General features: G+C 66.0%; 20 protein-coding genes. 11 read left to right on the top strand and 9 right to left on the bottom strand.

Features of this window, described 5'->3' with window-relative positions:
• Window positions 1-67 precede the first annotated feature (67 nt).
• A complete protein-coding gene (locus NMD1_RS16775) occupies window positions 68-562 on the top strand; it encodes an ATPase (protein ID WP_124807293.1) in 495 nt (164 codons plus the stop codon).
• Window positions 555-1121 (top strand): hypothetical protein, encoded by a 567-nt coding sequence (locus NMD1_RS16770; RefSeq protein ID WP_125955733.1) that lies wholly within the window; start codon window positions 555-557, stop codon window positions 1119-1121. Before NMD1_RS16775 ends, NMD1_RS16770 begins: the two co-directional genes overlap by 8 nt.
• Before the next feature lie 84 nt (window positions 1122-1205).
• Here NMD1_RS16770 and NMD1_RS16765 read toward each other — a convergent pair whose 3' ends face one another.
• The 3 genes from NMD1_RS16765 to rpsA form a co-directional block, all read right to left on the bottom strand.
• The gene (locus NMD1_RS16765; RefSeq protein WP_125955730.1) at window positions 1206-2237 is read right to left on the bottom strand and encodes a LacI family DNA-binding transcriptional regulator; all 1032 of its coding nucleotides are present in this window, start codon (window positions 2235-2237) and stop codon (window positions 1206-1208) included.
• Between the two features lie 30 nt (window positions 2238-2267).
• Window positions 2268-3032, bottom strand: a complete 765-nt coding sequence (gloB, locus tag NMD1_RS16760; RefSeq protein ID WP_125955853.1) for a hydroxyacylglutathione hydrolase — start codon at window positions 3030-3032, stop codon at window positions 2268-2270.
• Window positions 3033-3149: 117 nt separating this feature from the next.
• Window positions 3150-4850 carry a 30S ribosomal protein S1 gene (gene rpsA, locus NMD1_RS16755; protein WP_124807296.1) on the bottom strand — a complete coding sequence of 567 codons (1701 nt, stop codon included), beginning with the start codon at window positions 4848-4850 and terminating at the stop codon, window positions 3150-3152.
• A gap of 461 nt (window positions 4851-5311) precedes the next feature.
• Between rpsA and NMD1_RS16750 the strand changes: the two genes are divergently transcribed.
• A complete protein-coding gene (locus tag NMD1_RS16750) occupies window positions 5312-5845 on the top strand; it encodes a GNAT family N-acetyltransferase (protein WP_124807297.1) in 534 nt (177 codons plus the stop codon).
• 770 nt (window positions 5846-6615) lie between these two features.
• Here the strand turns inward: NMD1_RS16750 and NMD1_RS16745 are convergent.
• Window positions 6616-8046: a glutamate ligase domain-containing protein gene (locus NMD1_RS16745; RefSeq protein ID WP_125955728.1), complete on the bottom strand. Its 1431-nt coding sequence runs from the start codon at window positions 8044-8046 to the stop codon at window positions 6616-6618.
• Window positions 8047-8157: 111 nt separating this feature from the next.
• On the opposite strand from NMD1_RS16745, the gene NMD1_RS16740 reads away from it, so the two are divergent.
• The 6 genes from NMD1_RS16740 to NMD1_RS16715 all read left to right on the top strand — a co-directional run bounded on the left by NMD1_RS16740 (window position 8158) and on the right by NMD1_RS16715 (window position 14319).
• Window positions 8158-8991 carry an LD-carboxypeptidase gene (locus tag NMD1_RS16740; protein WP_125955850.1) on the top strand — a complete coding sequence of 278 codons (834 nt, stop codon included), beginning with the start codon at window positions 8158-8160 and terminating at the stop codon, window positions 8989-8991.
• A 47-nt stretch (window positions 8992-9038) separates the two neighbouring features.
• Complete coding sequence (gene fabD, locus NMD1_RS16735) at window positions 9039-9974, top strand: ACP S-malonyltransferase (RefSeq protein ID WP_125955726.1); 936 nt, start codon at window positions 9039-9041, stop codon at window positions 9972-9974.
• Window positions 9975-10042: 68 nt separating this feature from the next.
• Window positions 10043-10807 carry a 3-oxoacyl-[acyl-carrier-protein] reductase gene (gene fabG / locus NMD1_RS16730; protein ID WP_125955723.1) on the top strand — a complete coding sequence of 255 codons (765 nt, stop codon included), beginning with the start codon at window positions 10043-10045 and terminating at the stop codon, window positions 10805-10807.
• Between the two features lie 5 nt (window positions 10808-10812).
• Entirely contained in the window at window positions 10813-11358 is a 546-nt protein-coding gene (locus NMD1_RS16725; protein WP_124807303.1) for a hypothetical protein, read from the top strand.
• Between the two features lie 238 nt (window positions 11359-11596).
• Window positions 11597-12724, top strand: coding sequence for a DNA polymerase III subunit beta (dnaN, locus tag NMD1_RS16720; protein WP_124807304.1), 1128 nt, complete (start codon window positions 11597-11599; stop codon window positions 12722-12724).
• Between the two features lie 152 nt (window positions 12725-12876).
• Window positions 12877-14319: a methyl-accepting chemotaxis protein gene (locus NMD1_RS16715; protein WP_125955721.1), complete on the top strand. Its 1443-nt coding sequence runs from the start codon at window positions 12877-12879 to the stop codon at window positions 14317-14319.
• A gap of 13 nt (window positions 14320-14332) precedes the next feature.
• Here NMD1_RS16715 and NMD1_RS16710 read toward each other — a convergent pair whose 3' ends face one another.
• The 4 genes from NMD1_RS16710 to NMD1_RS16695 form a co-directional block, all read right to left on the bottom strand.
• On the bottom strand, window positions 14333-15340 hold the full coding sequence (locus NMD1_RS16710) for an NAD(P)-dependent alcohol dehydrogenase (protein WP_125955845.1): 1008 nt from the start codon (window positions 15338-15340) through the stop codon (window positions 14333-14335).
• Window positions 15341-15345: 5 nt separating this feature from the next.
• Window positions 15346-17109, bottom strand: a complete 1764-nt coding sequence (locus tag NMD1_RS16705; protein WP_125955718.1) for an amidohydrolase family protein — start codon at window positions 17107-17109, stop codon at window positions 15346-15348.
• 156 nt (window positions 17110-17265) lie between these two features.
• A complete protein-coding gene (locus NMD1_RS16700; protein WP_125955716.1) occupies window positions 17266-18561 on the bottom strand; it encodes an FAD-dependent oxidoreductase in 1296 nt (431 codons plus the stop codon).
• Between the two features lie 76 nt (window positions 18562-18637).
• Window positions 18638-19426, bottom strand: coding sequence for an alpha/beta fold hydrolase (locus NMD1_RS16695; protein ID WP_125955714.1), 789 nt, complete (start codon window positions 19424-19426; stop codon window positions 18638-18640).
• A gap of 270 nt (window positions 19427-19696) precedes the next feature.
• On the opposite strand from NMD1_RS16695, the gene NMD1_RS16690 reads away from it, so the two are divergent.
• Window positions 19697-22288, top strand: coding sequence for an EAL domain-containing protein (locus tag NMD1_RS16690; protein WP_375600807.1), 2592 nt, complete (start codon window positions 19697-19699; stop codon window positions 22286-22288).
• Window positions 22289-22332: 44 nt separating this feature from the next.
• Window positions 22333-24150 carry a translation elongation factor 4 gene (lepA, locus tag NMD1_RS16685; protein WP_124807310.1) on the top strand — a complete coding sequence of 606 codons (1818 nt, stop codon included), beginning with the start codon at window positions 22333-22335 and terminating at the stop codon, window positions 24148-24150.
• Between the two features lie 28 nt (window positions 24151-24178).
• Here lepA and NMD1_RS16680 read toward each other — a convergent pair whose 3' ends face one another.
• Entirely contained in the window at window positions 24179-26212 is a 2034-nt protein-coding gene (locus tag NMD1_RS16680) for a TonB-dependent receptor (RefSeq protein ID WP_233497731.1), read from the bottom strand.
• Between the last annotated feature and the right edge of the window lie 145 nt (window positions 26213-26357).

Here is a 26357-nt window from a genome sequence, read left to right as displayed (position 1 = left end):
TCATTACGAACGAATGTTGATGGAACGACCGGGGTTCGCCCCGGTCGTATGATGCGCGGACCGACCGATGCCTCAAATCGCACAGCTTGCCACCACCTATGCCAGCCAGGTCTTCTGGCTGCTGGTGTTTTTCGGCCTGATCTTCTTCGTCATCGGCCGCGGCATGGTGCCCAAGGTCATGGCGACCGTCGACCAGCGCGACAAGCAGATCGCCGATGACCTTTCCGCCGCCGAGGCTGCAAGGGCTGCCGCCGACGCCGAGGAAGAGGCATGGCGCGTGCAGGAAAACAAGCGGCGCGCCGAAGCGCAGGCGCTGATCGCTACGGCCAAGGCCGAAGCCGCCAGCACGACGCAGGCGAGCCTCGATGTCGCTTCCGGCAAGATCGAGCAGACGGTTTCGGCCGCCGAAGCCCGCATCGCCACCGCGCGCGACGCTGCGCTGACTGAGATCGAAGGCGTTGCCGCATCGGCCGCGCAGGACATCGTCAGCCGCCTTGCCGGCCTTTCGGTTTCGGCCGAACAGGCGCAGGGCGCGGTGAAGGGAGTGCTGGCCAATGGCTAATGCAGAAGCCGCGCACGGCGAACTGATCGCCGGCGTCGAACAGCCGCATGGCGAGGCGCATGGCGAAGAACCGACCGTCGCCGGTCTGGGCGCGGGATGGTTCGTGGCGCTGGCCATGTTCGTGTTCCTTCTCATCCTCGTGTGGAAGAAGGTGCCGGGCCTGATCGTCGGCGGTCTCGACAAGCAGATCGTCGCTATCCGCAAGCAGCTGGACGAGGCCAAGGCGCTGCGCGCCGAAGCCGAAGCGCTGCGCGCCGAATATTCGGCCAAGATCGCCAATGCCGAAAAGGACGCGGCCTCCATGCTGGAGCACGCCCGCCACGAAGCCACGGCGATCGTTGCCAAGGCCGAAGCCGATACGCGCGATGTGATCGCCCGGCGCGAGAAGATGGCGGCCGACAAGATCGCTGCCGCTGAACGCGCCGCGGTGGAGGATCTGCGCGCCAGGGCCGCATCCGCCGCTGCCGCCGCCGCCGGTCAGCTCATCGCTGGCCATCATGGCGCGGACGCCGACAAGGCATTGGTGAACAGCGCGATCGCGGGGCTCGCCACGCACTGAGTTCGGTCTTCGAAGCCTTACGCTTGAAAAGGCTCCTTCCGCCGGTCGCGGGAGGGGCCTTTTCTATTCCGGCCAAGTACGATGTCAGGCCCGCGTCGAGCCGCGCACGACGAGCCGTACGGGAACGCGCCGCGCGGAACCTTCCTCGCCATTGATCATCGCCAGCAGGCGATCGACCAGCAGCGTGCCGGCGGTCTGGAAATCGGGTTCGATCGTGGTGAGCGGGGGTGAGGACCACGCCCCGGCGCGGATGCCGTCGAACCCCACCACGCCCACGTCTTCGGGCACGCGCACGCCGCGCGCGGTCAGTTCCTTCAGCGCGCCCAGCGCCATCTCGTCGCACACCGCGAAGATGCCGTCGAATGCCGCGCCGGATTCGACCAGCCGGGCGGCGGCGCGCCGGCCCTGCTCTTCGCGCGGGAGGCCGCTTTCGATATGTTCGAGGCGCGGTTCCAGCCCGGCATTGTCCATTGCCTGGGCATAGCCTTCGTAGCGTTCGATGAACTGCCGCTGCGGCGAGGTGAGTGAGCCGATGCAGACGATACGGGTATAATCGCGCACCAGCATGTGGCGCGTCGCCAGCGTGGCGCCCGAAAGGTTATCGCTGCGCACCCATGCGAAATCATCGCGCGGCGCGCCCCAGCAGACCCAGTGCGTTCCTTCCGGCAGCTGGCCGAAATAATCCCACGCGGCGGCGTTGGAGGTAGTGCCGATCACAATCAGGCCATCCGCCTTGCGCCGTTCCTGATAGTGGCCCCAGAAGTTGTCCGGCCCGTCCTGGAAGGACACCAGCACTTCATAGCCGCGCGCCGAAGCAGCGGCGCAGGCGCTGCCCAGCAGCGAATAGTAGAATGGATTGATGTCCTTCCGGTCCTGCCCCGGCCGGCAGATCAGCACGATCGCCAGCGTCCCCGTGCGGCCCCGGCGCAGGCGCGCGGCGTTTTCGTCCACCTGGTAGTTCAGCTTGCGCGCGGCTTCGGCCACGCGCAGCCGCGTCGGTTCGCTGATCGAGGGATCGCCCGCCAGTGCGCGGCTGACCGTGGACTGGCTGACCCCCGCCGCTTCGGCGACGTCAAACGACGTGATGCGCGGCGGACGCTTCGCGGTTCTGGTCATCGTCTGTATGCCCCCCCTGCATGCCGTCCGTCAGCGGAACGTGTCCTTCGCGGTCCGTAGCGCCGCGAACGTCGTCACTGCATCTTCGCCGCCCCAGCGGGCCTGCACCGCGGGATCGTCGGCGCGCAGGAAAGGATTGGTGGCGAGTTCCCGGTCAAGCCGCGCGGGTACGGTGGGCAAGCCATCGGCGCGGAGGCGTTCGATCTCGGCGGCGTAGTCCCGCAGTGCGGCGTTGTCCGGATCGGCATGGAGCGCGAAGCGGGCGTTGGAGGCGGTATATTCATGGGCGCAGCAGATTGCCGTTTCGGGCGGCAGCGTCTTCAGGCGCGAGAGACTGTCCCAGAATTGTGGCGCCGTCCCCTCGAACATCCGCCCGCAGCCGAGCGCGAACAGGGAATCGCCGACGAAGGCGGTCTGTGCGCCGGGCACGTAATAGGCCACATGGCCCAGGGTGTGGCCGCCCACATCGATGACCGAAGCCTCCCACGCGCCGAGGCGCACCACGTCGCCCTGGCCAACCGTGCGATCGACGCCGGCGATCTTCGCCGCATCGCCCGCCGGCGCGGTGATCGTGCAGCCGGTCGCCGCCTTGATGGCCTCGTTGCCGCCGGCATGGTCGGGATGCCAGTGCGTGTTCCATATCTGGGTGATCGTCCAGCCCCGCGCCGCCGCCTCGCGCAGATAGACGTCGGCTTCCGGCGTATCGATGCACACCGTCTCGCCGCTGGCGGGATCGTGCAGCAGATAGCCGTAATTGTCTGACAGGCAGGGGAACTGGTGAATCTGGAGGGGCATCATCTCTCACTCGCGGTCGCGGGGCGTCGGGAACCCTAGCCTTTGCGGCCGCACAAAGCAAAAGCCCGCCCGGATCGCTCCGGACGGGCCTTTGGGTTGCTTGCTTCTAAGCGTTGCTTAGCTGCGGTTCTTCAGCGCTTCGCCGAGGATGTCGCCCAGCGACGCACCCGAATCCGACGAACCGTACTGTTCGACCGCTTCCTTCTCTTCGGCCAGCTGGCGGGCCTTGACCGAGAAGTTCGGCTTCTTCGAACGATCGAAGCCGGTGACCATGGCATCGAGCTTCTGGCCGACCTGGAAGCGGTCCGGACGCTGTTCGTCGCGGTCGCGGCCGAGGTCCGAACGCTTGATGAAGCCGGTCGAGCCGTCTTCGCCAGCCTGCACTTCGAGGCCGCCATCGCGGACTTCCAGAACGGTGACGGTGACGACTTCGCCACGGCGCAGCGAACCGGTGTTGCCGCCGGTGGCCGGAGCGCCCTTTTCAAGCTGCTTCATGCCCAGGCTGATGCGTTCCTTCTCGACATCGACGTCGAGAACCACGGCCGAAACCTGCTCGCCCTTGCGGTGCAGCGCCAGCGCGTCTTCGCCCGAGATGCCCCAGGCGATGTCCGACATGTGAACCATGCCGTCCACGTCGCCATCGAGGCCGATGAACAGACCGAACTCGGTCGCGTTCTTGACTTCGCCTTCCACGGTCGAACCGACCGGGTGCTTTTCGGCAAAGGCTTCCCACGGGTTCTGCTGGGCCTGCTTGAGACCCAGGCTGATGCGGCGCTTGTCGCTGTCGACTTCCAGCACCATGACGTCGACTTCCTGGCTCGTCGAAACGATCTTGCCGGGGTGGACGTTCTTCTTGGTCCACGACATTTCCGAAACGTGGACGAGGCCTTCGATGCCCGCTTCCAGTTCCACGAACGCGCCGTATTCGGTGATGTTGGTGACGGTGCCGCGCAGCTTCGCGCCGACCGGGTACTTGGCGGCAACGCCATCCCACGGATCGCTTTCAAGCTGCTTCATGCCCAGGCTGATGCGCTGCGTATCCTGGTTGATGCGGATGATCTGGACGCGCACGGTATCGCCGATGGCGATCACTTCGCTGGGGTGGTTGACGCGCTTGTAGCTCATGTCGGTGACATGGAGCAGGCCGTCGATGCCGCCGAGGTCCACGAACGCACCGTAATCGGTGATGTTCTTGACCACGCCGTCGATGATCTGGCCTTCCTTCAGGTTCTGGATCAGGCCCGAACGCTGTTCGGCGCGGGTTTCTTCCAGCACCGCGCGGCGCGAGACGACGATATTGCCGCGGCGGCGGTCCATCTTGAGGATCTGGAACGGCTGCGGCACGTCCATCAGCGGGGTGACGTCGCGCACGGGGCGGATGTCGACCTGGCTGCCGGGCAGGAAGGCCACGGCGCCGTCGAGATCGACGGTAAAGCCGCCCTTCACGCGGCCGAAGATCACGCCTTCAACGCGCTTGCCTTCGCCGAATTCGGATTCGAGTTTGTCCCACGCGGCTTCGCGGCGGGCGCGGTCGCGCGACAGCATGGCTTCGCCGTCGGCGTTTTCGACGCGGTCGACATAGACTTCGACTTCGTCACCGACCTTCAGGCCATGGGCCTGGCCGGGGGCGGCGAATTCGCGCAGCGCGACGCGGCCTTCGCTCTTGAGGCCGACGTCGATAACGGCCTTGTCGTTTTCGATCGCGGTGACGGTGCCCTTGACGACGCGGCCTTCAAAGCCGCCATTGCCGGCAGCGCCGAGCGATTCGTCGAGCAGCGCGGCGAAATCGTCGCGCGTGGGAGTTGCCGTAGAGGCCATTCAGTTACGTCCTAATCTTACGGTTTTTCCGGCCAGGCGGTTGAGTCCGCCGGTCTTTCACACCGGAGCATATCCGGGGCTAAGGGCCGAACCGTCCCCCGGACCGGATGTCGCGGGGAACATTCCAAAAGCGCTTGCGAACCATTGGAACGGTCGCGCGCCTAGACCAATCGCTGTGGAAAAGCAAGCATAACGGGATCGTCGGAGGCATGACCGGCGGGCGGACGTGCCTGTGGCGAGCCCTGTCGCGCGAGTAGAGCATCGGCGCGCTCCATGTAATCGCGGTCATAGACTAAAGTCTTATGTTTTTATCGGTGCAATTGCCGCCGCGATAATGGCAATCGGGATGGGCTGGCAATTTGGTGGGAAAAGGTCTTGGGGTTGTCCCAGATCAAAGCCTGCCGTGTTGCGAGTGCTAACAGGCCGCCATTGGCATGGAATGATCCCAAGGAGATGCCCTGATGACTGGCACGACATTGCCCGGACTTGCGGAAACGACCGAAATGACCACGCGCGATGGCGTGGTGCTGTCGATCCGGCCCGCCTTTGCCGAGGACGAACCGGCGCTGGAAGAATTCTTCGACAAGGTGAGCGACGAAGACCGCCGCTTCCGCTTCCTGTCCGCACAGAAGCACGTCGGGCATGAAAAGCTCGAACTGCTGACCCATGTCGATCACTGGAAGACCGAGAGCTTCCTTGGCTTCGACAAGGCGACCGGCGAACTCGTCGCCTCGGCGCTGCTTGCGTGCGACGCGCAGATGGATTGCGGCGAAGTGGCCGTGTCGATCCGCGAGGACTATCGCGGGCGTGGCGTGGCGTGGACGATCCTCGATCATGTCGGCCAGGAAGCGCGCCGCCGCGGCCTGAAGCGCGTGATTTCGATCGAGGACCGCGCCAACCACGCCGCGATCGAACTGGAACGCGAACGCGGCTATAGCGCGCACGCCGTCGATGGCGATCCGCATCTGGTCCTGCTGGAAAAGCGGTTCGACTGACGGCGCGCGTCAGGATCAAGTAAGGAGCCCACGGGTCGCACCGGGGCCAGGAAGCCGGAAGCGCGGGATGCGCTTTCGGCTTCCGCCGTGTTGGGGCGTGGAGAGTGGGCTGATTTGGCTGGTGTGGGTGGTGGTTTTAGTGGGGGCTTTGAGAAGGAACGGATGTTCAGTTTACGGTCCTTGCATCCACTTTTTTGCTGCGATTGCGCCCGTTACGATCAGGACCATAAGACTAATTGGCAATGTTTCGGTGGGAGCCGCGAATAATGGTAGCGGATAGGTGATGCCGTCGAAGTTTACGAGGTGATCAGCGATCAGAAGTGCGGACATCATTATGCACGCTGCCAACGCTAAACCGGGTTTGCGCTTCCAAATCAAAATCACAGGTAAGGGTGTCAAAATCATCGTGTCCAATAGCACGATAAATGGCAATATTATCGGGAGAAATGCATGCCACATGGGCATCCACTATCGTGAAGGTGTTAATATCGCGATAGGTTAGCAGTGTCAGCTTTGTTGTCTTGTCAGAAAAGGACCGCGGTTGCAGGAAAGGCGGGGGGTGAAATGTCTTCAAATCTCTATGTCCGTTCGTCCTGAGCTTGTCGAAGGACGCGTGATACGGTCATATCTTGAAACGGCTTGCCACGCGAAGGCCAGCCCCGCGCGCGTCCTTCGACAGGCTCAAGATGAACGGGGCTGGGCAAGCCCAGTGCCCGTCCGCGAGCGAAAATCAACAAACCGGTGTCTGATAATCCCGGCCGCCCGCAGGCTCACCCCAACCGCCCCAGTATCCCCTGCGCGAACTGGCTCAGCGTGTCGTCGCGGGCGCCCATGATGACGACGCGGTCGCCGGGGCGGGCGATTTCCACGATGCGGTCGGCGCAGGCTTCGCGCGCGGGCACGTATTCGGCGTGGCCGCCGTGCGCGCCGATCAGGTGGACGATGCGTTGGCTGCCCTGCGAACGGTCCACGGTGCCGCCGAAATAGACCGGATCGCACAGGATCGTCACGTCGTGGGGGCCGAGCCGGGTGGCCAGCACTTCGGCCAGTTCAGCGCCCATCTGGCGCAGCGGGCCATAGCCGTGGGGCTGGAAGAAGGCGATCACGCGGCCGGGATGCGCTTTCAGCGTCGCCAGCGTGGCGGCGACCTTTTCCGGGTTGTGGCCGAAATCGTCAATCACGGTGACCCCGGAGGGGCTGGTGCCGACGATGTCGAAGCGGCGGGCGAGGCCCGCGAAGGTGGCGAGCGCGGAGACCGCCCGCGCCACCGGCACGCCCGCCGCCGAGGCGCCAGCGATCGCCGCCAGCGCGTTGGCCAGGTTGTGCCGGCCGGGCAGCGCCAGCGCGAGCGCGTGCTGTTCGCCGGTGCGGCGGTCGATCACACTGGCGGCGATGCCGGCGGCGGATTCGATGACGCTGCCGGCCACCACGCCGATCGTCGCGCTTTCGGCAAAGCCGAAGGTGATTGCGTCGCGCGCGCGGGGGAGCAGGGCGCGGCTTTCGGCATCGTCGGCATTGACCACCGCCCGATCGGCGCGGGCGAGGAAATCGCCGAACAGCGCGCGCAGTTCCTCCAGGCTCTTGTGATCGAGGCTGACGTTGTTGAGCACGGCGACGGTGGGGCGATAGAGCGCGATCGAGCCGTCGCTTTCATCCACTTCGGACACGAACAGATCGCCGCCGCCCACGCGCGCGCTGGCGAAGGGCGCGTCCGGCGTGCGGAAGTTTTTCATCACCGCGCCGTTCATGATCGTGGGATCGGCGCGGGTTTCGGTCAGGATCCAGCCGAGCATGCCCGTGACGGTGGACTTGCCACTGGTGCCGCCGACCGCGATGCGCGTTCCCGTGGCGTTGAACAGCGTGGCGAGCAGGTCCGCCCGGCTCATCCGCGCGCAGCCGAGCGCTTTCGCGCGGACCACCTCGGGCACCGTGTCTTCCACCGCAGCGGAGGCGACCAGCACCTGATCGGCCCGGGCGATCCCGCTGCCGTCCTGCGGGAACAGCGTGAAGCCCAGGCTTTCGAGCCAGCCGAACTTTTCGGGCGTGCGCCCCTGATCGCGGCCCCGGTCCGATCCGGCAACGTCCGCGCCCAACCCCTTGAGGATCAGCGCCAGCGGCAACATGCCCGATCCGCCGATGCCGCAGAAGAACCAGGGGTGCGAGGTGAGCGAGGGGCCGGGGTCGGGAAGGGTGGCTGTCATGCCCTGCTCGGTATGCCGCCTTGGCGCGCAACTCAACACCGTCATTCCGCACTTCGCCCGAAGGACGAAACGGGCTAGGGCAGGGCGATGCCCTCGCTGCCCGATCGTCCGATGAACAGGATCGCCATCTGCGCGCCGTCCACGCCGTTCACGCGCGAGGATGCGGCGCGCGTTTCCGCGCTGGCGCTGGCGGAGTTTCCGGCACTCGATCTGCACTTCCACGATCAGTGCTTCGCCAGCGAAGGTCACTTTGCCGGGCCGGATGCGCTGCGGCTGCGCGCGCTGCTCGAATGCGCCAACGATCCGGCGTTCGATGCGGTGTGGTTCGTGCGCGGCGGCTATGGCGCGAACCGCATTGCGGCCGAGGCGGTGGCGGGCATGACCGACGCGGCGCGGGGCAAGGCTTTCGTCGGCTATTCGGACGGCGGCACGTTGCTCGGCGCGCTCTATCGCGCAAGAATCGGCCATCCGGTCCACGCGCCGATGCCCACCGACATCCGCCGCGCCGGGGGCGAAGCGGCGGTGCGCCGCACGCTGGGCTGGTTCGCGGGATCGGACGCGGGGCTGGAGCCCTCCTTGGGCGAAGCACCCGCCGTGGCGTTCAACCTGATGACCCTGGCGATGATCGCGGGCACGCCGTTGATGCCGGACCTCTCCGGGCATGTGGTGATGGTGGAGGAAGTGGCGGAGCATCACTACGCGGTCGACCGCCTGCTGTTCCATGTGACCGCCCTGCTCGCGCCGATGGGCATTGCCGGGCTGCGGCTCGGCCGGGTGAGCGACGTGCCTGAAAACGACCGTCCGTTTGGCGCCGAACCCGAAGCGATGGCGCGGTACTGGTGCGCAAAGACGGGCATCCGCTTTCTGGGGACGGCCGTCATCGGCCATGACATCGACAACAGAATCGTGCCGTTCGGGCTTGCCCCCGGCGAGCCACGACAATAGGGCGCGCGCCCGAAGCACTTCGAGACGCGCAGGAGCGGAGACAGGATATGAGAGCTTTCGTTTTCCCGGGGCAGGGCAGCCAGAAGGTCGGCATGGGTGTCGAACTGGCCGAAGCCAGCGCGATTGCGCGCGAAGTGTTCGAGGAAGTGGACGACGCGCTGGGGCAGAAGCTGTTCCAGATCATGCGGGAAGGCCCCGAAGACGCGCTGACCCTGACCGAGAACGCCCAGCCCGCGATCATGGCCAATGCCATCGCCGTGCTGCGCGTGCTGGAAAAGGAAGGCGGCATCGCGCTGGCCGACAAGGCGGACTTCGTCGCGGGGCACAGCCTGGGCGAATATACCGCGCTCTGCGCCGCGGGGGCCTTCAGCCTGGCGGATACCGCGCGCCTGCTCAAACTGCGCGGGCGTTCGATGCAGGCGGCGGTGCCAGTGGGCGTGGGCGCGATGGCCGCGCTGCTGGGCGCCGATATCGAGAAGGCGACGGCGCTGGCCGAAGCGGCGGCCGAAGGAGATGTCTGCACGGTCGCCAATGACAACGATCCGACGCAGGTGGTCCTTTCCGGTCACAAGGGCGCGATCGACCGGGCCGTGGCGCTGGTCAAGGAACACGGGATCAAGCGCGGCGTGCTGCTGCCGGTGTCCGCGCCGTTCCACTGCCCGCTGATGCAGCCCGCCGCCGACGCCATGGCCGAAGCGCTGGACAAGATCCCGCCCGCCGCGCTGCGCGTGGCCCTGTTCGCCAACGTCACCGCTGCCGTGGTCACCGATCCGGCCGAAGTGAAACGGCTGCTGGTCGAGCAGGTCACCGGCCGCGTGCGCTGGCGCGAAAGCGCGATCGCGATGAGGGACGCGGGCGTCGAACAGTTCGTCGAACTGGGCGGCAAGGTGCTTGGCCCGATGATCAACCGCACGGTGGCGGACGTTTCGGTCACCAGCGTGATCGGCATGGCCGATATAGAGGCGCTGGCGAAGGATCTTTAAGGGATTCCGGTTCGCGGACATCCGCGCGCCTCCGCGCCTCTGCGCGAACAAACATAATGGAGCAATCGATGGAACACCGCCTTTTCGACCTTACCGGCATGACCGCCCTTGTCACCGGCGCCGCCGGCGGCATCGGGTCGGCGATCTGTCATGCGCTGGCGCGGCAGGGCGCGCGGCTGGCGCTGTCGGGCACCAATCCCGGCAAGCTGCGCGCATTCCGCGAGGAACTGAACGACACCTATGGCCACGATCACGTGGAGATCACCTGCGATCTTTCCAACACCGAGCAGGTGGAGCATCTGGTGCCGGCCGCGCTCGATACGCTCGGCAAGCTGGATATCCTCGTCAACAACGCCGGGATCACGCGCGACAACCTGGCGATGCGGATGAAGGACGAGGAATGGGACGCGGTGATCCGCGTCAACCTGGAAGCCGCCTTCCGCCTGATGCGCGCCTCGGCCAAGCCGATGATGAAGGCGCGCTTCGGCCGGATCGTCACGATCACCAGCGTCGTCGGCGCCACGGGCAATCCGGGGCAGGTGAACTACGCCGCCGCAAAGGCCGGGCTGGTCGGCATGTCCAAGTCGCTGGGGCAGGAACTCGCCAGCCGCAACATTACCGTCAACTGCGTGGCGCCGGGCTTCATCCGCACCGCGATGACCGACGTGCTGCCCGATGCGCAGAAGGACGCGCTCAACGCTCGTATCCCGATGGGGCGCATGGGTGAGGGCAGCGACATCGGCGCGGCGGTGGCCTATCTCGCATCGAAGGAAGCGGGCTACGTGACGGGCCAGACGCTGCACGTGAACGGCGGCATGGCGATGCTTTCCTGATCGCGATGCGGCGACCGTTTGCGGAGTTGCTGGCCCGTGCCGCTGTCGTCCTGGCGATGGTGACGGCGCTGGCGGGCGTCCCGGCGCAAGCCCGTTCGCCCGAGGCGCTGGCCTGCGCGGTGCAGCGTGCGCCGGCCGGGCTGGACGCCCGGCTGGCCGATGCGATGCTGGCGCAGCAGTCCGACGGGCCGGCGTTGCGCGATCTGCAGAACGTGGTCGATCGCTGCGGCGACGATCAGTTCATGGACGATGCGGCGCGCAAGGCCTACTTTTCCTATGCCATGGGGCGCATGGCGCGCGATGTGCTGGGAGACCGGCTCCAGGCCGCTGGCGTGCCCCATGCCCTGATCGACGACGCGCTGGATATCGGCCCCGGCAAGGCCAACAACCCGGCGGAGCAGATCACCCAGGGCGATCTGCGGCGGATCACCATCGCGATGACGGATGCGGGGATCAACCCGGCCTCGGTCACGCCAGAGGCATGGGCGCTGATCAACGCCTACATCTCGGCCACGGCGGCGATGTTCGACGGGCAGCGCAAGCTCGAATAGTTACCGCAACCTTGCTCTTCCCCAAGCTTTTGCGCCATTTATGCACAGCTTCCGCCCGAACGGGGCATGGGCGGCTTGCCCAAGCGGTCCCGTGCGTTAAGGAAGGTGGTCCGAACCGGAGCCGAACCGTGCGATTCCGCGCGATAAGGCCGTTTACACAGCCCGGCGGATGTTGATGTTGCGACTGCAACCATTGCAGTGACATGGCGTCCGGCCGACTGGGGGGATCGAGACGAGAATGAAGGCGACGATCGAACGCGCAACCCTGCTGCGGTGCCTGTCCCACGTGCAATCGGTGGTGGAACGGCGCAACACGATCCCGATCCTGTCGAACGTGCTGATCGAGGCCGCGCCGGATGCCACGGTGCGCCTGATGGCCACGGATCTTGACCTGCAGATCGTGGAAACAATGCCCGCCGCGTCGGTGGACCAGCCCGGCGCGATCACCGTGTCGGCGCACCTGCTGTTCGACATCGCGCGCAAGCTGCCCGATGGCAGCCAGGTGAGCCTGGAAACGGCGGACAACCGCATGGTCGTGAAGGCCGGGCGCAGCCGCTTCCAGCTGCCCACGCTGCCGCGCGACGATTTCCCGGTGATCGTCGAAGGCGATCTGCCGACCAGCTTCGAGATTCCGGCGCGCGTGCTGGCCGAACTGATCGACCGCACCCGCTTCGCGATCTCGACCGAAGAGACGCGCTACTACCTCAACGGCATCTTCCTGCACGTTTCGGACGAGGCCCAACCGGTGTTGAAGGCGGCGGCGACCGACGGGCACCGTCTGGCGCGCTACACGCTGCCGCGCCCGGATGGTGCCGAAGGGATGCCGGACGTGATCATCCCGCGCAAATGCGTGGGCGAGCTGCGCAAGCTGCTGGAAGAAGTGCTCGATACCAGCGTGCTGATCGATCTTTCCGCCAGCAAGGTGCGTTTCACGCTGGGTGGTGAGAACGGCGTGGTGCTGACCAGCAAGCTGATCGACGGCACGTTCCCCGATTACAGCCGCGTCATTCCCACCGGGAACGACAAGCTGCTCCGGCTCGATCCGCGCAGCTTCTTCGAAGGCGTGGACCGCGTGGCGACGATCGCCACCGAAAAGACCCGCGCGGTGAAGATGGCGCTGGAAACCGATCGTGTGACGCTGTCGGTCACCAGCCCGGACAACGGCACCGCGGCCGAAGAACTCCCGGCCGACTATACCGCGCAAGGCTTCGAGATCGGCTTCAATGCCAATTACCTCAAGGATATCCTGAGCCAGATCGACGGCGATACGGTGGAACTGCACCTGGCCGATGCCGGCGCGCCCACGCTGATCCGCAAGGACGAGAAAAGCCCGGCGCTCTACGTGCTGATGCCGATGCGCGTCTGATCCAGCGCATCCGTTCCGGAACCATCAAGCCCCGCAAGCTCGCGCTTGCGGGGCTTTTCGCGTCTGGAAGTCCGGAAATATCCCTATGCCCGCGTTGAGGCGGCCTGAAGCACGGTCGGATAAACCGGCGCCGGCACAGGAGGAATTAGGCCGTGGACGACAAGCGACAGGACTTCAGCAGGAAGATTGCCTTCTTCGATATCGGGGAGAAGGAGCAGACGCATTTTCCGACGATTTTGCGCGCTCTGGCGAAGCATGCGCCGCCTGCGCTGGACCGGCTTTACGATGGCATCGCGGCCGAACCCTCGCTTTCCGGCTTCTTCAGTTCGCAGGCGATGGTGGAACACGCCAAGCAGAAGCAACTCGATCACTGGCGCCAGATGTTCGAGGGCAGGCCCGATGATGCCTACAACGCGCGGGCACGCCGCATCGGAAACATTCATGCGAAGATCGGGTTGGAGCCGGGGTGGTACATCGGTGCCTATGCCGGGGTGCTGGCCGATGTGATCGTGGCGATGGCGGCCGGTTCCGGCCTTGGCGTGACCGGATCGCGCAAGCTGGGCCAGGCCATCAGCGCCATGCTGAAGATGGCCATGCTGGACATGGAAATCGCGCTTTCGACGTATTTTGATGTCGCCAACGCGGCGTTGCGCAGCTCCGTGATCGACAAGCTGGGCGATTCCCTGCGCAAGATGACCGACGGCGATTTCACCGCCGCGCTGACCGACCTTCCGGGCGAGTTCGTCGAGCTTCAGAACGATTTCGAAACGATGCGCGAAAAGGTGCGCGTTGCGCTTTCCGCTGTCTCCGAAACCGCCCAGAACGTTGACCTTGGCGCGCGGGAAATCCGCGAGGCATCGCACGATCTGGCGACGCGCACCGAAGAGCAGGCCGCTTCGCTGGAAGCGGCGTCCTCTTCGATGACGACGCTGGCGAGCAGCGTGCAGACGACGGCGGAAGACGCCTCGCACATGCGCGATTCGGTGCAGCAGGCGCACAACGATGCCCAGCAGGGGGGCGCGGTGGTGGGCGAGGCGGTCCACGCCATGAACGACATCCACCGTTCCGCGCAGGAGATCGGCAAGATCATCTCGGTGATCGATGGCATCGCGTTCCAGACCAATCTGCTCGCGCTCAACGCGGGCGTGGAAGCCGCGCGCGCGGGCGATGCCGGGCGGGGTTTCGCCGTCGTCGCCAACGAAGTGCGCGCGCTGGCGCAGCGATCGGCGGAAGCGGCGCTCGATATCAAGAAGCTGATCAGCGAAAGTTCGGTCCAGGTCGAACGCGGTGTGGAACTGGTCGGCCAGTCCGGCGATACGTTCGCGCGGATCGTTACCAAGGTGGGCGAGATCGCGGATCTTGCCAACAACATCGCGACCGTCGCAGGCGAGCAGGCGAACCACATCGGCCAGACGCGCGAAACGGTGCGCGAACTCGACGTGATGACCCAGCAGAACGCCGCCATGGTGGAAGAGGCGACCGCCGCCGCGCGCAATCTGGCCGGGGAGGCCGATCGCATGGCCGAACTGGTCGGACACTTCGTGCTCGATGCGAACAGGGGCGGCTACCCGCGCCGGATGGCGCGGGCGGCCTGATTCCCCACGTCGGTCAGATATCGACGATGATCTTGCCGAAGTGCGCCCCGCTCGCCTGATGCCGAAACGCATCGGCGAGCGCGGCCAGCGGGAAGTGACGATCGAGCACGGGCCGAATGCCGTTGGCCTCCACGCCGGCGATCATCGCCAGCTGGTCTGCCCGCGCTCCGACGGTCAGCCCCTGCACGCGCAGGTTCTTGGCCATCAGCAGCGCGGTCTGCACCGGCCCGGCAAAGCCTGCCAGCACGCCGATCAGCGCGACATGGCCGCCCACGCGGGCCGCCATCATCGACTGGTCGAGCGTTCCCGCCCCGCCGATTTCGACCACAGTATCCACGCCGCGCCCGCCGGTCAGTTCGAGCGCCTTGACGCCCCAGGCGGGCACCTCGCGATAGTTGATGGTTTCGTCCGCACCCAGCGCGCGCAGCCGTTCCAGCTTCTCACCCGAGGAACTCGTCGCGATTACCCGCGCCCCGGCGGCCTTGGCGAACTGGAGCGCGAAGATCGAGACGCCGCCCGTGCCCTGCACCAGCACGGTATCGCCCGGCTTGGTCGCGCCATCGACGAATAGCGCGCGCCACGCGGTGAGGCCCGCGCATGTCAACGTGGCGGCTTCGGCGTGCGAATAGCCCGCCGGCGCGCGGGTGAACCAGTGCGCGGGCACGACCACGTCGGTCCGCGCATAGCCGTCGATCCCGTCGCCGGGGACGGTGGTGAACGCGCTCGACGGGGGCGGCCCGCTGTCCCAGTCGGTGAAGAACGTCGACACTACCGCATCGCCCACAGCGACGCTCCGGACGCCATCGCCCACGGCCACGACTTCGCCCGCACCGTCCGACATCGGAATGCGCCCGGCGGCGGCGGGCAACATGCCCGTCACCACCGCGAAATCGTGGTAGTTCAGGGACGAGGCAGCCAGGCGCACGCGGATCTGCCCCGGCCCCGGCGCGCCGGGATCGGGAAGGGTATCGGCGTGCAGGCTGTCCAGAGTGGCGGGCGCGCCGATGCGGATCGCCTGCACATCGCTCATTCGGCGGCCTCCAGCGCTTCCACGCGCTGCGGTCCGCGCACCAACCCGCCCGGCGTCGCCCCGGTCCACGCGCCCTTGCGGAATGTCACCACGCCGGACTTGATCGTCGCGTCATAGCCCTCGGCCTTCTGAAGCAGGCGCTTGCCGCCCGCCGGCAGGTCGAAATCGAGCCAGGGACGCAGCAGCTTCAGGTTGTCGAAGTCGATCACGTTGATGTCCGCCATGTAGCCCGGCGCGAGCACCCCGCGATCGTCGAGGCCATAGAGCCGCGCGGTATCGTGGCACTGGCGCTTGACCGCGTGTTCGAGCGTGAGCCGGCCCTCCTGGCGATCCTTGGCGCGCTTGCGATCGCGCACCCAGTGCTGGAGCATGAAGGTGGGGCTGGCCGCATCGCAGATGGTGCCGCAGTGCGCGCCGCCGTCCGACAGCGAATTGACGCAATCGTCGCGGGCCTGCAGCGCTTCCAGGAAATCGAGATTGCCATCGGCATAGTTCAGGATCGGCAGGTAGATGAAGCCGGTGCCGTCCTGCTCCATCATCAAATCATAGGCATAGGCATCCGGCGTCACGCCCCGTGCCGCCGCGCGCGCGGCGATGCTGGCTTCGGCCTGCGGTTCGTAATCGAAATCGTCGTCCATCTGGTACTGGTTGAACCAGCCTTCCGCGATCATGCGGAAGAGGTGGATGATGTCGCTCTCCGGATAGACATTCGCTTCGGCCAGCAGCTTTTCGCGGAACGCGGGGTCTTTCAGGCGGGCAAGCTGTTCGTCCCACGGCAGGTCGGCAATGGCGATGTAGCTCGGGCGGAAGCGGAACGGGTGCACCGTGCCGCGCCAGGCCATGACGATGCCGTTCCCGCGCAGCGCGATCTGGGCGACGATATTGGCCCCTTGCGCGTTCTGGCGCTCCATTTCCGCGATCTGTTCCGACAGCGGCAGCTCCTTGGCGATCGACTGGAGCGCGGCGAACGTTACCGGCAGCCCGGTTTCGCGGCTGATCGCGCCCATCCAGCCGAATTCATCCCATTCGCGCTTCATGTCGGAGGCGATTTCGAACACGCCATGGCCCACGCGACCCATGGCACGGCCGATGCGGATCAGTTCCTCGGCCGTCGCGGTGGTGCCGGGCACGAGTTCGCCATCGACCGACTTGTGGATCACGGTGCGGCTGGTGGAAAAGCCCAGCGCCCCGGCGCGCACGCCTTCCTCCACGATCGCGGCCATGCGATCCATGTCCTCGTCGGTCGGCACGGCGCCGGGCCGTTCGCGATCGCCCAGCACATAGGCGCGCACCGCGCCGTGCGGAACGTGGGTGGCAACGTCCACGCTGCGCGGCAGGCGCTCCAGTGCGTCGAGATATTCGGGGAAGGTTTCCCAGTCCCACTTCATGCCTTCGGCCAGCGCCGTGCCGGGGATGTCCTCCACGCCTTCCATCAGGCCGATCAGCCAGTCGTGCCGGTCGGGCGCGGCGGGCGCGAAGCCCACGCCACAGTTGCCCATGACCACGGTGGTCACGCCATGCCAGGACGAGGGCGCCATTTCCGCGTCCCACGTCGCCTGACCGTCATAATGCGTGTGGATGTCCACCCAGCCCGGAGCGACCACGCGGCCGCTGGCGTCGATTTCCTCGGCGGCATCGCCATGCACGGTGCCGACGGCGGCGATCAGCCCGTCGCGCACGGCGACATCGCCCTTGAAGCGCGGACGGCCCGTGCCATCGACGATCGTGCCGTTGCGAATGATGAGATCGTATTGGGGCATGCGCTTGCTCCTCTCCCCGCGCGGCCGCGTGTAGTCAGGAGCGGGCCGTCGCGTTTAACCGTGTGATTAACGCACGTCTGCACGCAGTGGTCAATCCGTTGCGTGCAGCAACTGATCGGAAGGACACGCGGCTTCGCCGCATCGCGGAGCGGTGCGTCAGCCTCGCGCGCGGATCATGTCCGCCACATCCACGAACTTCTCGCGTGGGGCACCGCTGCGCGCGCGCGCCGATTCGGCTTCCTCGATGCGTTTCCAGTCGCGGAACGTCACCACATCGAGCTTGCGCGTTTCGGCCAGCGCGTCGAATCCGGCGCGCCCCGCCTTGCCCGCACCTTCACCTATGTCCGCGGCGATCTGTTCGATGATCGCGAATCCGTCCGGACGGTTGGTACCTATGGTGCCGGAAGGCCCGCGTCTGGCCCAGCCGACGCAATAGAGGCCGGGCAGGATGCGCCCCTCGTCGTTGGCGAAGCGGCCCGCCCGTTCGTCGAAGGGAACGCCCGGAACGGGCACGGTGCGATAGCCGATGCAACTGACCACCAAGCTGGCCGGCAGCTCGTAAAACGCGCCGGTGCCGACCGCGCGGCCGTCTTCGATGCGCGTCCGTTCGACCTCGATCGCCTCCACCTTGCCATTGCCGAGCAGGGCGCGAGGTGCGGCGAAGAAATCGAATTCGATGGCGATGTCCGCGCCCTTGGCGTTGTTGCCGGCAAACGCCCGCAGATGGCTGACGGATTTGCGCAGGCCCGGCTCCAGCAGGGCATCCTCGGCCTCGTCCGGCAGGTCTTGCGGATCGACCACGGGCGTGCCGCGCGAAAGATGGCCCAGTTCGCCCAGTTCCTTGGGAGTCATCATGATCTGGTGCGGGCCGCGCCGGCCCAGGATGACGATCCGCCGCAGCTTCGAAACATCGAGCGCGTCGAGCGCGTGCGCCACGATGTCGCTCCCGGCGAATTCGTCGCGCGTCTTGGACAGGATGCGTGCCACGTCGAGCGCCACGTTGCCCATCCCGATCACCACGGCGGTCTCGCCCGAAAGATCGGGCGCGAGCGAGGTGAATTCGGGGTGGCCGTTATACCACCCGACGAAAGCCGCGCTGCCGAAGACATCGCCCAGCCGATCGCCGGGCAGGTCGAGCGGCCGGTCACGCGGGGCGCCGGTGGCGAGGACCACCGCGTCGTAGAAGCCGCCCAGCTCCTCGATGCTCACGTCCTGGCCGATGGTGACGTTCCCCACGAAGCGCACGTTGTCCGACAGCGCGGTCTGTTCATAGCGGCGCGAGACGCCCTTGATCGACTGGTGATCGGGCGCAACGCCGGTGCGGATCAGGCCGAACGGAACGGGCAGGCGGTCGAATATGTCGACCTTTACATCTTCGCCCCACTGCTTGAGCGCGGCTTCGGCGGTGTAGTATCCGGCGGGACCGGAACCGATAATGGCGATGTGCCGCATTCATTCTCCCGCGCTTGTCCTGCTCGTTTTGCGGGATGCTAGCGCGCGACGGGGAAAAGGGAAGCGGCGTGTGCGGTCAGCCCTTGCGGGCGGCGGCATCCAGAAACGCGCGCACGCGATTCCCGAAGGAGACCGGATCCGACAGCATGAACAGGTGCCCGCCGCCGCGAAACATTTCGAGCTGGCTGCCGGGAATGGCATTGTGGAGGAAGTGCGAATTGGCGGGCGGGATCAACTGATCGTCCTCGTCCGCCATGATCAGCGTGGGCGGGGAGATCAGCGGCAGGAAGGGAACGCTGCTCCACGCGCCGAACGCGGTCATCTGGCAGGCCCAGCCCAGTGGGGAGGGCGCCTTGGCGGCGTTCAACGACACGCTGCCGCGCCCACCGCCGTTGTAGAGCGAGGCCAGGTTGCGGCGCAGCGCCCGTTCCACCGTATATTCCATCGGATCGACGAGGTGGCTGAACATCGAACCGTTGGCAGGCACCATCGTCGCGCCGCCCGATGCGGTGGCGGCCAGGATCAGGCCACCGGTCTTGGCGCGGTGCTGGAACGCGAACTGCTGCGCCACCGCGCCGCCCCAGCTGATGCCGGCAATGTCGGCACGGTCGATCCGCAGCCGATCGAGCAACGTCGCCAGGGTCAGCGCCATGCAGGGGATGGTATAGGGGAAGACGGGATCGGGCGACTTGCCGATGCCCGGCATGTCGATGCTGATGATCCGGCGATCGTCCAGTTCCCGCGCCACCGGCTCCAGCAATTCGATGTTCATGCCGATGCCGTTCAGCAAGACCAGCGGTCGCCGCCCTGAGGCTTCGCGATGCCATTGCCCCATGCGAAGCCGCCGTCCGGCAACGCCGATCATCGAAAATTCCGCTGTACCCGACACGAACCGAAACCCTGCCTCCGCAAACCGGGGCCGGATTAGCATGCCGGGACCGCACGAGAAAGGGCGGACCGAAGCCGTTTCCGAGGCGCGCCGCTTAACCGTTTCTCAAAGCAAATCGGGCAATCGGGGCCAATGCCCGATCTTGAAAGTTCCCGCTTGCAGATAGCTTCTCAAACCGAGGAGATGCCGCCCGTTGGCGTGCGCGATTTCGCGCGAACGCATCGCCGTCGGGACCGGACGAGTCCGGTGCAGGATGGCACCGCGATGTCGAACTTCCTGTTCGGGGTGGGGCGCGAGAACAACCTGATCGCCAAGGAATGGCCGCAGATGGGCATTGCCATGCTCGGCGGCATGGTGGCGCTCACGGGGCTTAACATGGTGGTTCCGCCTCTGGTGCCGACGGTTCTGGCCGGCATCGCCACCGTGGTGGCGTTCTGTTCGGTATACGCGGTGCGGCTGGAACAGACCAAGCGGCTTTCCACCGGCCAGCGGATGAGCCTGATGGGTCTGGTCATCGGTCTGCCGATGATGCTCTATGGCTCCGCCATCGGCCTGCTGGCGATGGCCGGCTTGATGCCGTGGCTGCAATGCCTGGCAGTGCTGGTCACGATTTCGCTGCTGGCGAGCGTGACCGAATCCGGGCGGCTTGCAGGCGTGCTTGTCGCGCAGATCGCGATGTGGTCCGGCGTCACGTGCGTGGCCAGCCGTATTGGCGGCTTCACCACGCTGGCGATCGGCACGGTCATCACGGTCATCGCCTTCCTGCGCCAGCGCCAGATCGAACGGCTCGCGCAGGAGCAGGCCGAAGAGGCGCAGCGCGTGCAGGCCCGCGCGCAGGAGCTCCTCGCCGAATACGAAGAGACCGGGCAGGGCTGGTTCTGGGAAACCGACCGGCGCGGGCAACTGACCTATCTGTCCGCGACCGTGGCCGAAACCGTCGGCCGCAAGACGGAAGACCTTGTCGGCAAGCCTTTCACCGACCTGTTCGACTTGTCCGAACAGTCCGGCGACGGCGAGCGCACGCTCACCTTCCACCTTTCGGCGCGCTCCAGCTTCAGCGAACTGGCGGTGCGCGCGGTGTGCCGCGACGACGAGCGCTGGTGGTCCATCACGGGCCGGCCGACCTATGACACCTTCAACAACTTCCAGGGTTTTCGCGGTTCGGGCGCGGATCTGACCGAAAAGCGCCGGTCGCAGGAACATGCATCGCGCCTGGCGCATTTCGATTCGCTTACGGGGCTGTCCAACCGCTTCCGCATCTCTCAGACGCTGGAGAAGATTCTCAACGCGCCGCAGGAGCAGCATCGGGAGTGCAGCGTGTTCCTGCTGGATCTCGACCGCTTCAAGCAGGTCAACGATACCATGGGGCACCCCGCCGGCGATGCGCTGCTCAAGCAGGTGGCGCAGCGGCTGGAGAGCACGGTGGGTGCGATGGGGCGCGTTGGCCGCCTCGGCGGCGACGAGTTCCAGGTCATCTTCCCCGGCAAGATCGATCGTGACGAATTGGGGCATCTCGCCGCGCGGGTCATCGAGGCGCTTTCGCAGCCCTATTCGCTGGAAGGCAGCCGGGTCACGATCGGCGCGTCGATCGGCATCGCGCTGGCGCCCGGCGATGGCGTGACCAGCGAGGCGTTGATCCGCAACGCCGACCTTGCGCTTTATGCGGCGAAGGACGGCGGGCGAGGCCGCTATCATTTCTACGCGGCCGACCTGCACAGCGACGCTGAGGAGCGTCGCAAGATGGAAAACGATCTGCGCGACGCCGTGGCGAACGGCGGGCTCGAACTCTATTACCAGCCGGTCGTGCAGACGGCGACCGAGAAGATCACCGGATTCGAGGCACTGCTGCGCTGGAACCATCCGCAGCACGGGTTCGTTTCGCCGGCCAAGTTCATCCCGATCGCCGAGGATACCGGGATGATCGCCGCAATCGGCGAATGGGCGCTGCGCACGGCATGCAAGGATCTGGCCCGCTGGCCCGCGAACGTGCGCGTGGCGGTCAACGTTTCGGCGTTGCAGTTCGCCAATCCTGCGCTGCCGTCTATCGTCACGCAGGCGCTGGCCCACGCGCAGGTCGATCCGCAGCGGCTGGAACTGGAAATCACCGAAAGCGTGTTCATCAACGATGACGAGGGCACCGAACAGATGTTCCGCGCGCTGAAGGCGATCGGCGTGCGCATGGCGCTGGACGATTTCGGCACCGGCTATTCCTCGCTCGGCTATCTTAAGAAGGCCCCGTTCGACAAGATCAAGATCGACCAGAGCTTCGTGCGCGGCGCAACGCAGCCAGGCAGCATCAACGGCGCCATCATCGCCTCGATCGTCAGCCTGGCCGAAGCGCTGGGGATGGAAACCACGGCGGAAGGCGTCGAGACGTTCGACGAGCTGGACCTCGTGCGCGAACTCGGGTGCAGCCATGTGCAGGGTTATATCTACGAACGGCCGCTGTCCGCGCTGGACGCCGCGGCGCGGCTGTCGACCGGCCTGATCGCGGTGGCGCACGGCCCCCGTTCCGCCCGCGCGCCGCGCCAGGCCATGCTGCGCAAGGTGGTGCTGGAACATGGCGGCCACCGCTACAACGGCACGGTTCGCAACATTTCGCAATCGGGCGCTCTGATCGAAGGGCTGTGGAACGTGCCGCCCGAGACGAGCTTCCGGTTCTATCTGTCGGAAACCTATGCCGTCACCGCGATCTGCAAGTGGAGCGAGGGAGAGCGCATGGGCGTGGAGTTCGCAGAACCGCTGCACCTTGACGAAAACGGGCGGATCGCGGCGGTGGCGGTGAAGGCGGTACCGGCCGTGCAGACCGAGCCGGCGGGCCTGCGCAAGGTGGGATGACGAAGGTGGCTGACTTGTGCGCCCGCCGCTGCTAACGGCGGCGCATGACCGAGCTTGCACTGATCCGTAACTTCTCGATTATCGCCCATATCGACCATGGCAAATCGACGTTGGCCGACCGCCTGATCCAGTTCACGGGCGGCCTGACCGACCGCGAGATGAGCGCGCAGGTGCTCGATAACATGGATATCGAGAAAGAGCGCGGGATCACCATCAAGGCCCAGACCGTCCGCCTGAACTACAAGGCTAAGGACGGGCTGACCTACGAACTGAACCTGATGGACACCCCGGGCCACGTCGACTTCGCCTACGAGGTCAGCCGCAGCCTGGCCGCCTGCGAAGGCGCGCTGCTGGTGGTGGACGCGGCGCAGGGCGTGGAAGCGCAGACGCTGGCCAACGTTTACCAGTCGATCGAGCACGACCACGAGATCGTGCCGGTGATCAACAAGATCGACCTGCCCGCGGCCGAGCCCGAGAAGGTCAAGGCCGAGATCGAGGAAGTAATCGGTCTCGACGCGAGCCAGGCGGTGCTCACCAGCGCGAAGAGCGGCATCGGCATCGAGGACGTGCTCGACGCCGTGGTCGCCCGCATCCCCCCACCCAAGGGCGACCGAACCCGCCCGCTCAAGGCGATGCTGGTCGACAGCTGGTACGACCCGTACCTCGGCGTCGTCATCCTGGTGCGCGTGGTCGACGGGGTGATCAAGAAGGGCCTGCAGGTCAAGTTCATGCAGGGCGGCACCGAGCATCTGATCGACCGCGTCGGCTGCTTCACGCCCAAGCGCGAGGAACTGCCGGAACTGGGGCCGGGCGAGATCGGCTTCATCACCGCGCAGATCAAGGAGGTCGAAACCGCCAAGGTCGGCGACACGATCACGACGGTGAAGGCGGGCGCCACCGAGGCCCTGCCGGGCTACAAGGAAGTGCAGCCGGTGGTGTTCTGCGGCCTGTTCCCGGTCGACGCCGCCGACTTCGACAAGCTGCGCGAAAGCATCGCCAAGCTGCGGCTGAACGACGCTTCGTTCTCGTTCGAGATGGAATCGAGCGCGGCGCTTGGCTTCGGCTTCCGCTGCGGGTTCCTGGGGTTGCTTCACCTGGAAATCATCCAGGAGCGCCTGAGCCGTGAATACGACCTCGACCTGATTACCACCAGCCCGTCTGTGGTCTATCGCATCCAGTTGCGCGCGAGCAAGACCGACGACGCGCGTGAGATACTGCTGCACAATCCCGCCGATTATCCCGATCCGAACCGGATTGAGCAGATCGACGAGCCGTGGATCAAGGCAACGATCTACACCCCCGACGAATACCTCGGGTCGATCCTGAAGCTGTGCCAGGACCGGCGCGGCATCCAGACGGGGCTGACCTACGTCGGCGGGCGCGCGCAGGTGAATTACGAGCTGCCGCTGAACGAGGTGGTGTTCGACTTCTACGACCGGCTGAAATCGATCAGCCGCGGCTATGCCAGCTTCGACTACGAACAGATCGGACTGCGCGAGGGCGATCTCGTCAAGATGAGCATCCTCGTCAACAACGAGCCGGTCGACGCGCTGAGCATGATCGTGCACCGCGCGGTGGCCGAGGAGCGCGGGCGCGGCATGTGCGAGCGCCTGAAGGACCTGATCCCGCGCCATCTGTTCAAGATTCCGATCCAGGCTGCGATCGGCGGCAAGGTCATCGCGCGCGAGACGATTGCCGCGCTGCGCAAGGACGTCACCGCCAAGTGTTATGGCGGCGACATCACCCGCAAGAAGAAGCTTCTGGAAAAGCAGAAGAAGGGCAAGGCCCGGATGCGCGAATACGGCAACGTGCAGATTCCGCAGGAAGCCTTCATCGCCGCGCTGCGCATGGGCGAGGAATAGCAGTCCAGCGGACCCGACGGCGGTTCTGTCAGAACGCGAAACGGATCGAGGCGCGCACCTGGCGTGGCTCGACCGGGTGGATGTGCCGGTCTTCGACGCCGCCGGCGGGTTCACCCTGCAGCCGCGAGGCATAGAAATAGGTGATGTCGGCGTCCTTGGCGTCGAACAGGTTGAGCACGTCCAGCCCCAGCTTGATCCGGCCGCGCGCGTAATAGGCGCCCAGGTTGACCAGCGTGGTCGGATCGGAGCGCACACTATCGTCTTCGATCAGCGGCGCCGCACCGAAATGGCGCAACCGCAGCGAGGCGCTCAAACCCTTGCCGAAATCCACTGCCGCGCCGGCCGAGATGACGTTGCTGACCGCGTTGGGAATGAACGTGGCGCCGGGCGCGACGCCACGGAACCGTGCGCGCGTTGCGGCGGCCGAAGCATCGAGCGTCAGCCAGTCGGTCGGCCGCCAGAACAGGCTGCCTTCCACGCCGTAGCGGCGGGTGGCGTCGTTCGGCTCGGTCGTGCCGCCATCGCCCACGAACACCAGCTCGGAGCCGAGGCTCAGCCAGAAGCCGACGAGCGAGGCGGTGAAGCGCGCGGTTTCCACGCGCGCGCCCAGTTCCGCGCCGCGCGCCTTGACCAGCACTTGCACCCGCTCCGCCGGATCGCCGGTGGCCGGATCGACGCGGATCGACGCGCCGCGCACGTCATTGGAATGGAAGCTCTCGCCATAGTTGGCGTAGAATTCGAGATGGTCCGCCGCGCGCCAGGCAAGCGCCACCTTGGGGCTGAGCAGCGCATCCGTTCCCTTGCCCGAATTGACCGGCAGCGTGCGGGCATCGACATCGTAGCCATAGACATCGCCGCGCAGCCCCAGCGTCAGGCGCAGCCGGCCGGTCAGCGCAGCGGTGCCTTCGGCATAGAGCGCGCCGGAATATTCATCGACCTTGTCCTGCCGCACGGTGCCGCTGCGCGTGCCGGCAATCGAGCTGTAGAGGCCGATCGTGCCAATATGGTCCCAGCGGACATCGCCGCCCACCGCGAACGTTACTGGCACGCTGCCGACCGTGGCGGGCGCGAAATCGTGCCGTACCGAACCGCCGAACACGCCCCGCCGGTCGGCTTGCTGGAATTCGTCTCCGTTGACCGGATCATTCAGGAAATAGGTGAAGTTCGAGGTCAGGCGGAAATCGTAATAGAGCGCATAGGCGTTCAGCCTTGTGCCGCCCAGCGTGGCGTTGGCGGTCAGCCCCAGCCGCGTGGTGCGGCCGCCCAGCGCTGGATCGATATTGCCCCAGCGACTGATCAGCCCGCTGGCGATGGCGCGTTCGGGCACCTGATCGGTGGCGTTCCAGGTGGCGTGATAGCCGGTGAAGGAGAGGCTCCAGCCATGATTCGTCGTGCCCTGCGAAAGCTTGACCAGCCCGTTCACTTTCCGGAGATCCTCGTTGAGATCCCACGGTCCGTTGGAGCGGGTGCCGTCGATCGCCACCAGCAGATCGCCATTGCCCACGCCCGCGCTGCCGGCGGCGAGCGCGCGATAATAGCCGTACATGCCCACGGTCGCTTCGGCGATGGGACGGGCAAGGCGGCTGGCGGTGGTGAACTGCACGGTGCCGGCTGACGAGAAATCGCCCACGTCGGCAAAATAGGGGCCTTTGCGGTAATCGATCCGTTCGACCAGTTCGGGGATCAGGAAGTTGAGATCGAGATAGCCTTGCCCATGGCCATGCGTGCGCATGTTGACCGGCACGCCATCGACGAAGCCGGCGAAATCGGTGCCGTGGTCCAGGTTGAAGCCACGCAGGAAATACTGGTTGGCCTTGCCCGTGCCCGAATGCTGCGTGGCGATCACGCCGGGCACGTTTTCCACCAGTTCGCCCACCCGGCTCAGCGGCTTGTTCTCGAAATCCTGGTAGCCCACCACGCCCTGCGATCCGGAGATCGCGGTGCCGATCTGGGGCAGGGCGCGGCCATAGACGACGATGTCGTCGCCCGGCGGGGGCGCTTCCTCGGCGGCAAGCGCGGCGTGCGTGCACGCAAGGCACAAGACCGCTGCAATAGCGGCCATGGTCGTTTCGGGCACACCGTTTTGCCCGGCTCGCATTGCTTTGCCCACTGCCCGCTCATTCCGCCCCATTGTATGCAGAACTTAAAAATACTTCATACTATCGGGTGTTACAACCATTATGCGTTTCTTCCACCTCTCGCCACGA

Origin of the sequence: Novosphingobium sp. MD-1, from assembly GCF_001014975.1 — a bacterium.
GTDB lineage: Bacteria > Pseudomonadota > Alphaproteobacteria > Sphingomonadales > Sphingomonadaceae > Novosphingobium.
Note: the sequence above shows the minus strand (reverse complement) of the source record. Positions and strands in the feature narration are given on the sequence as shown.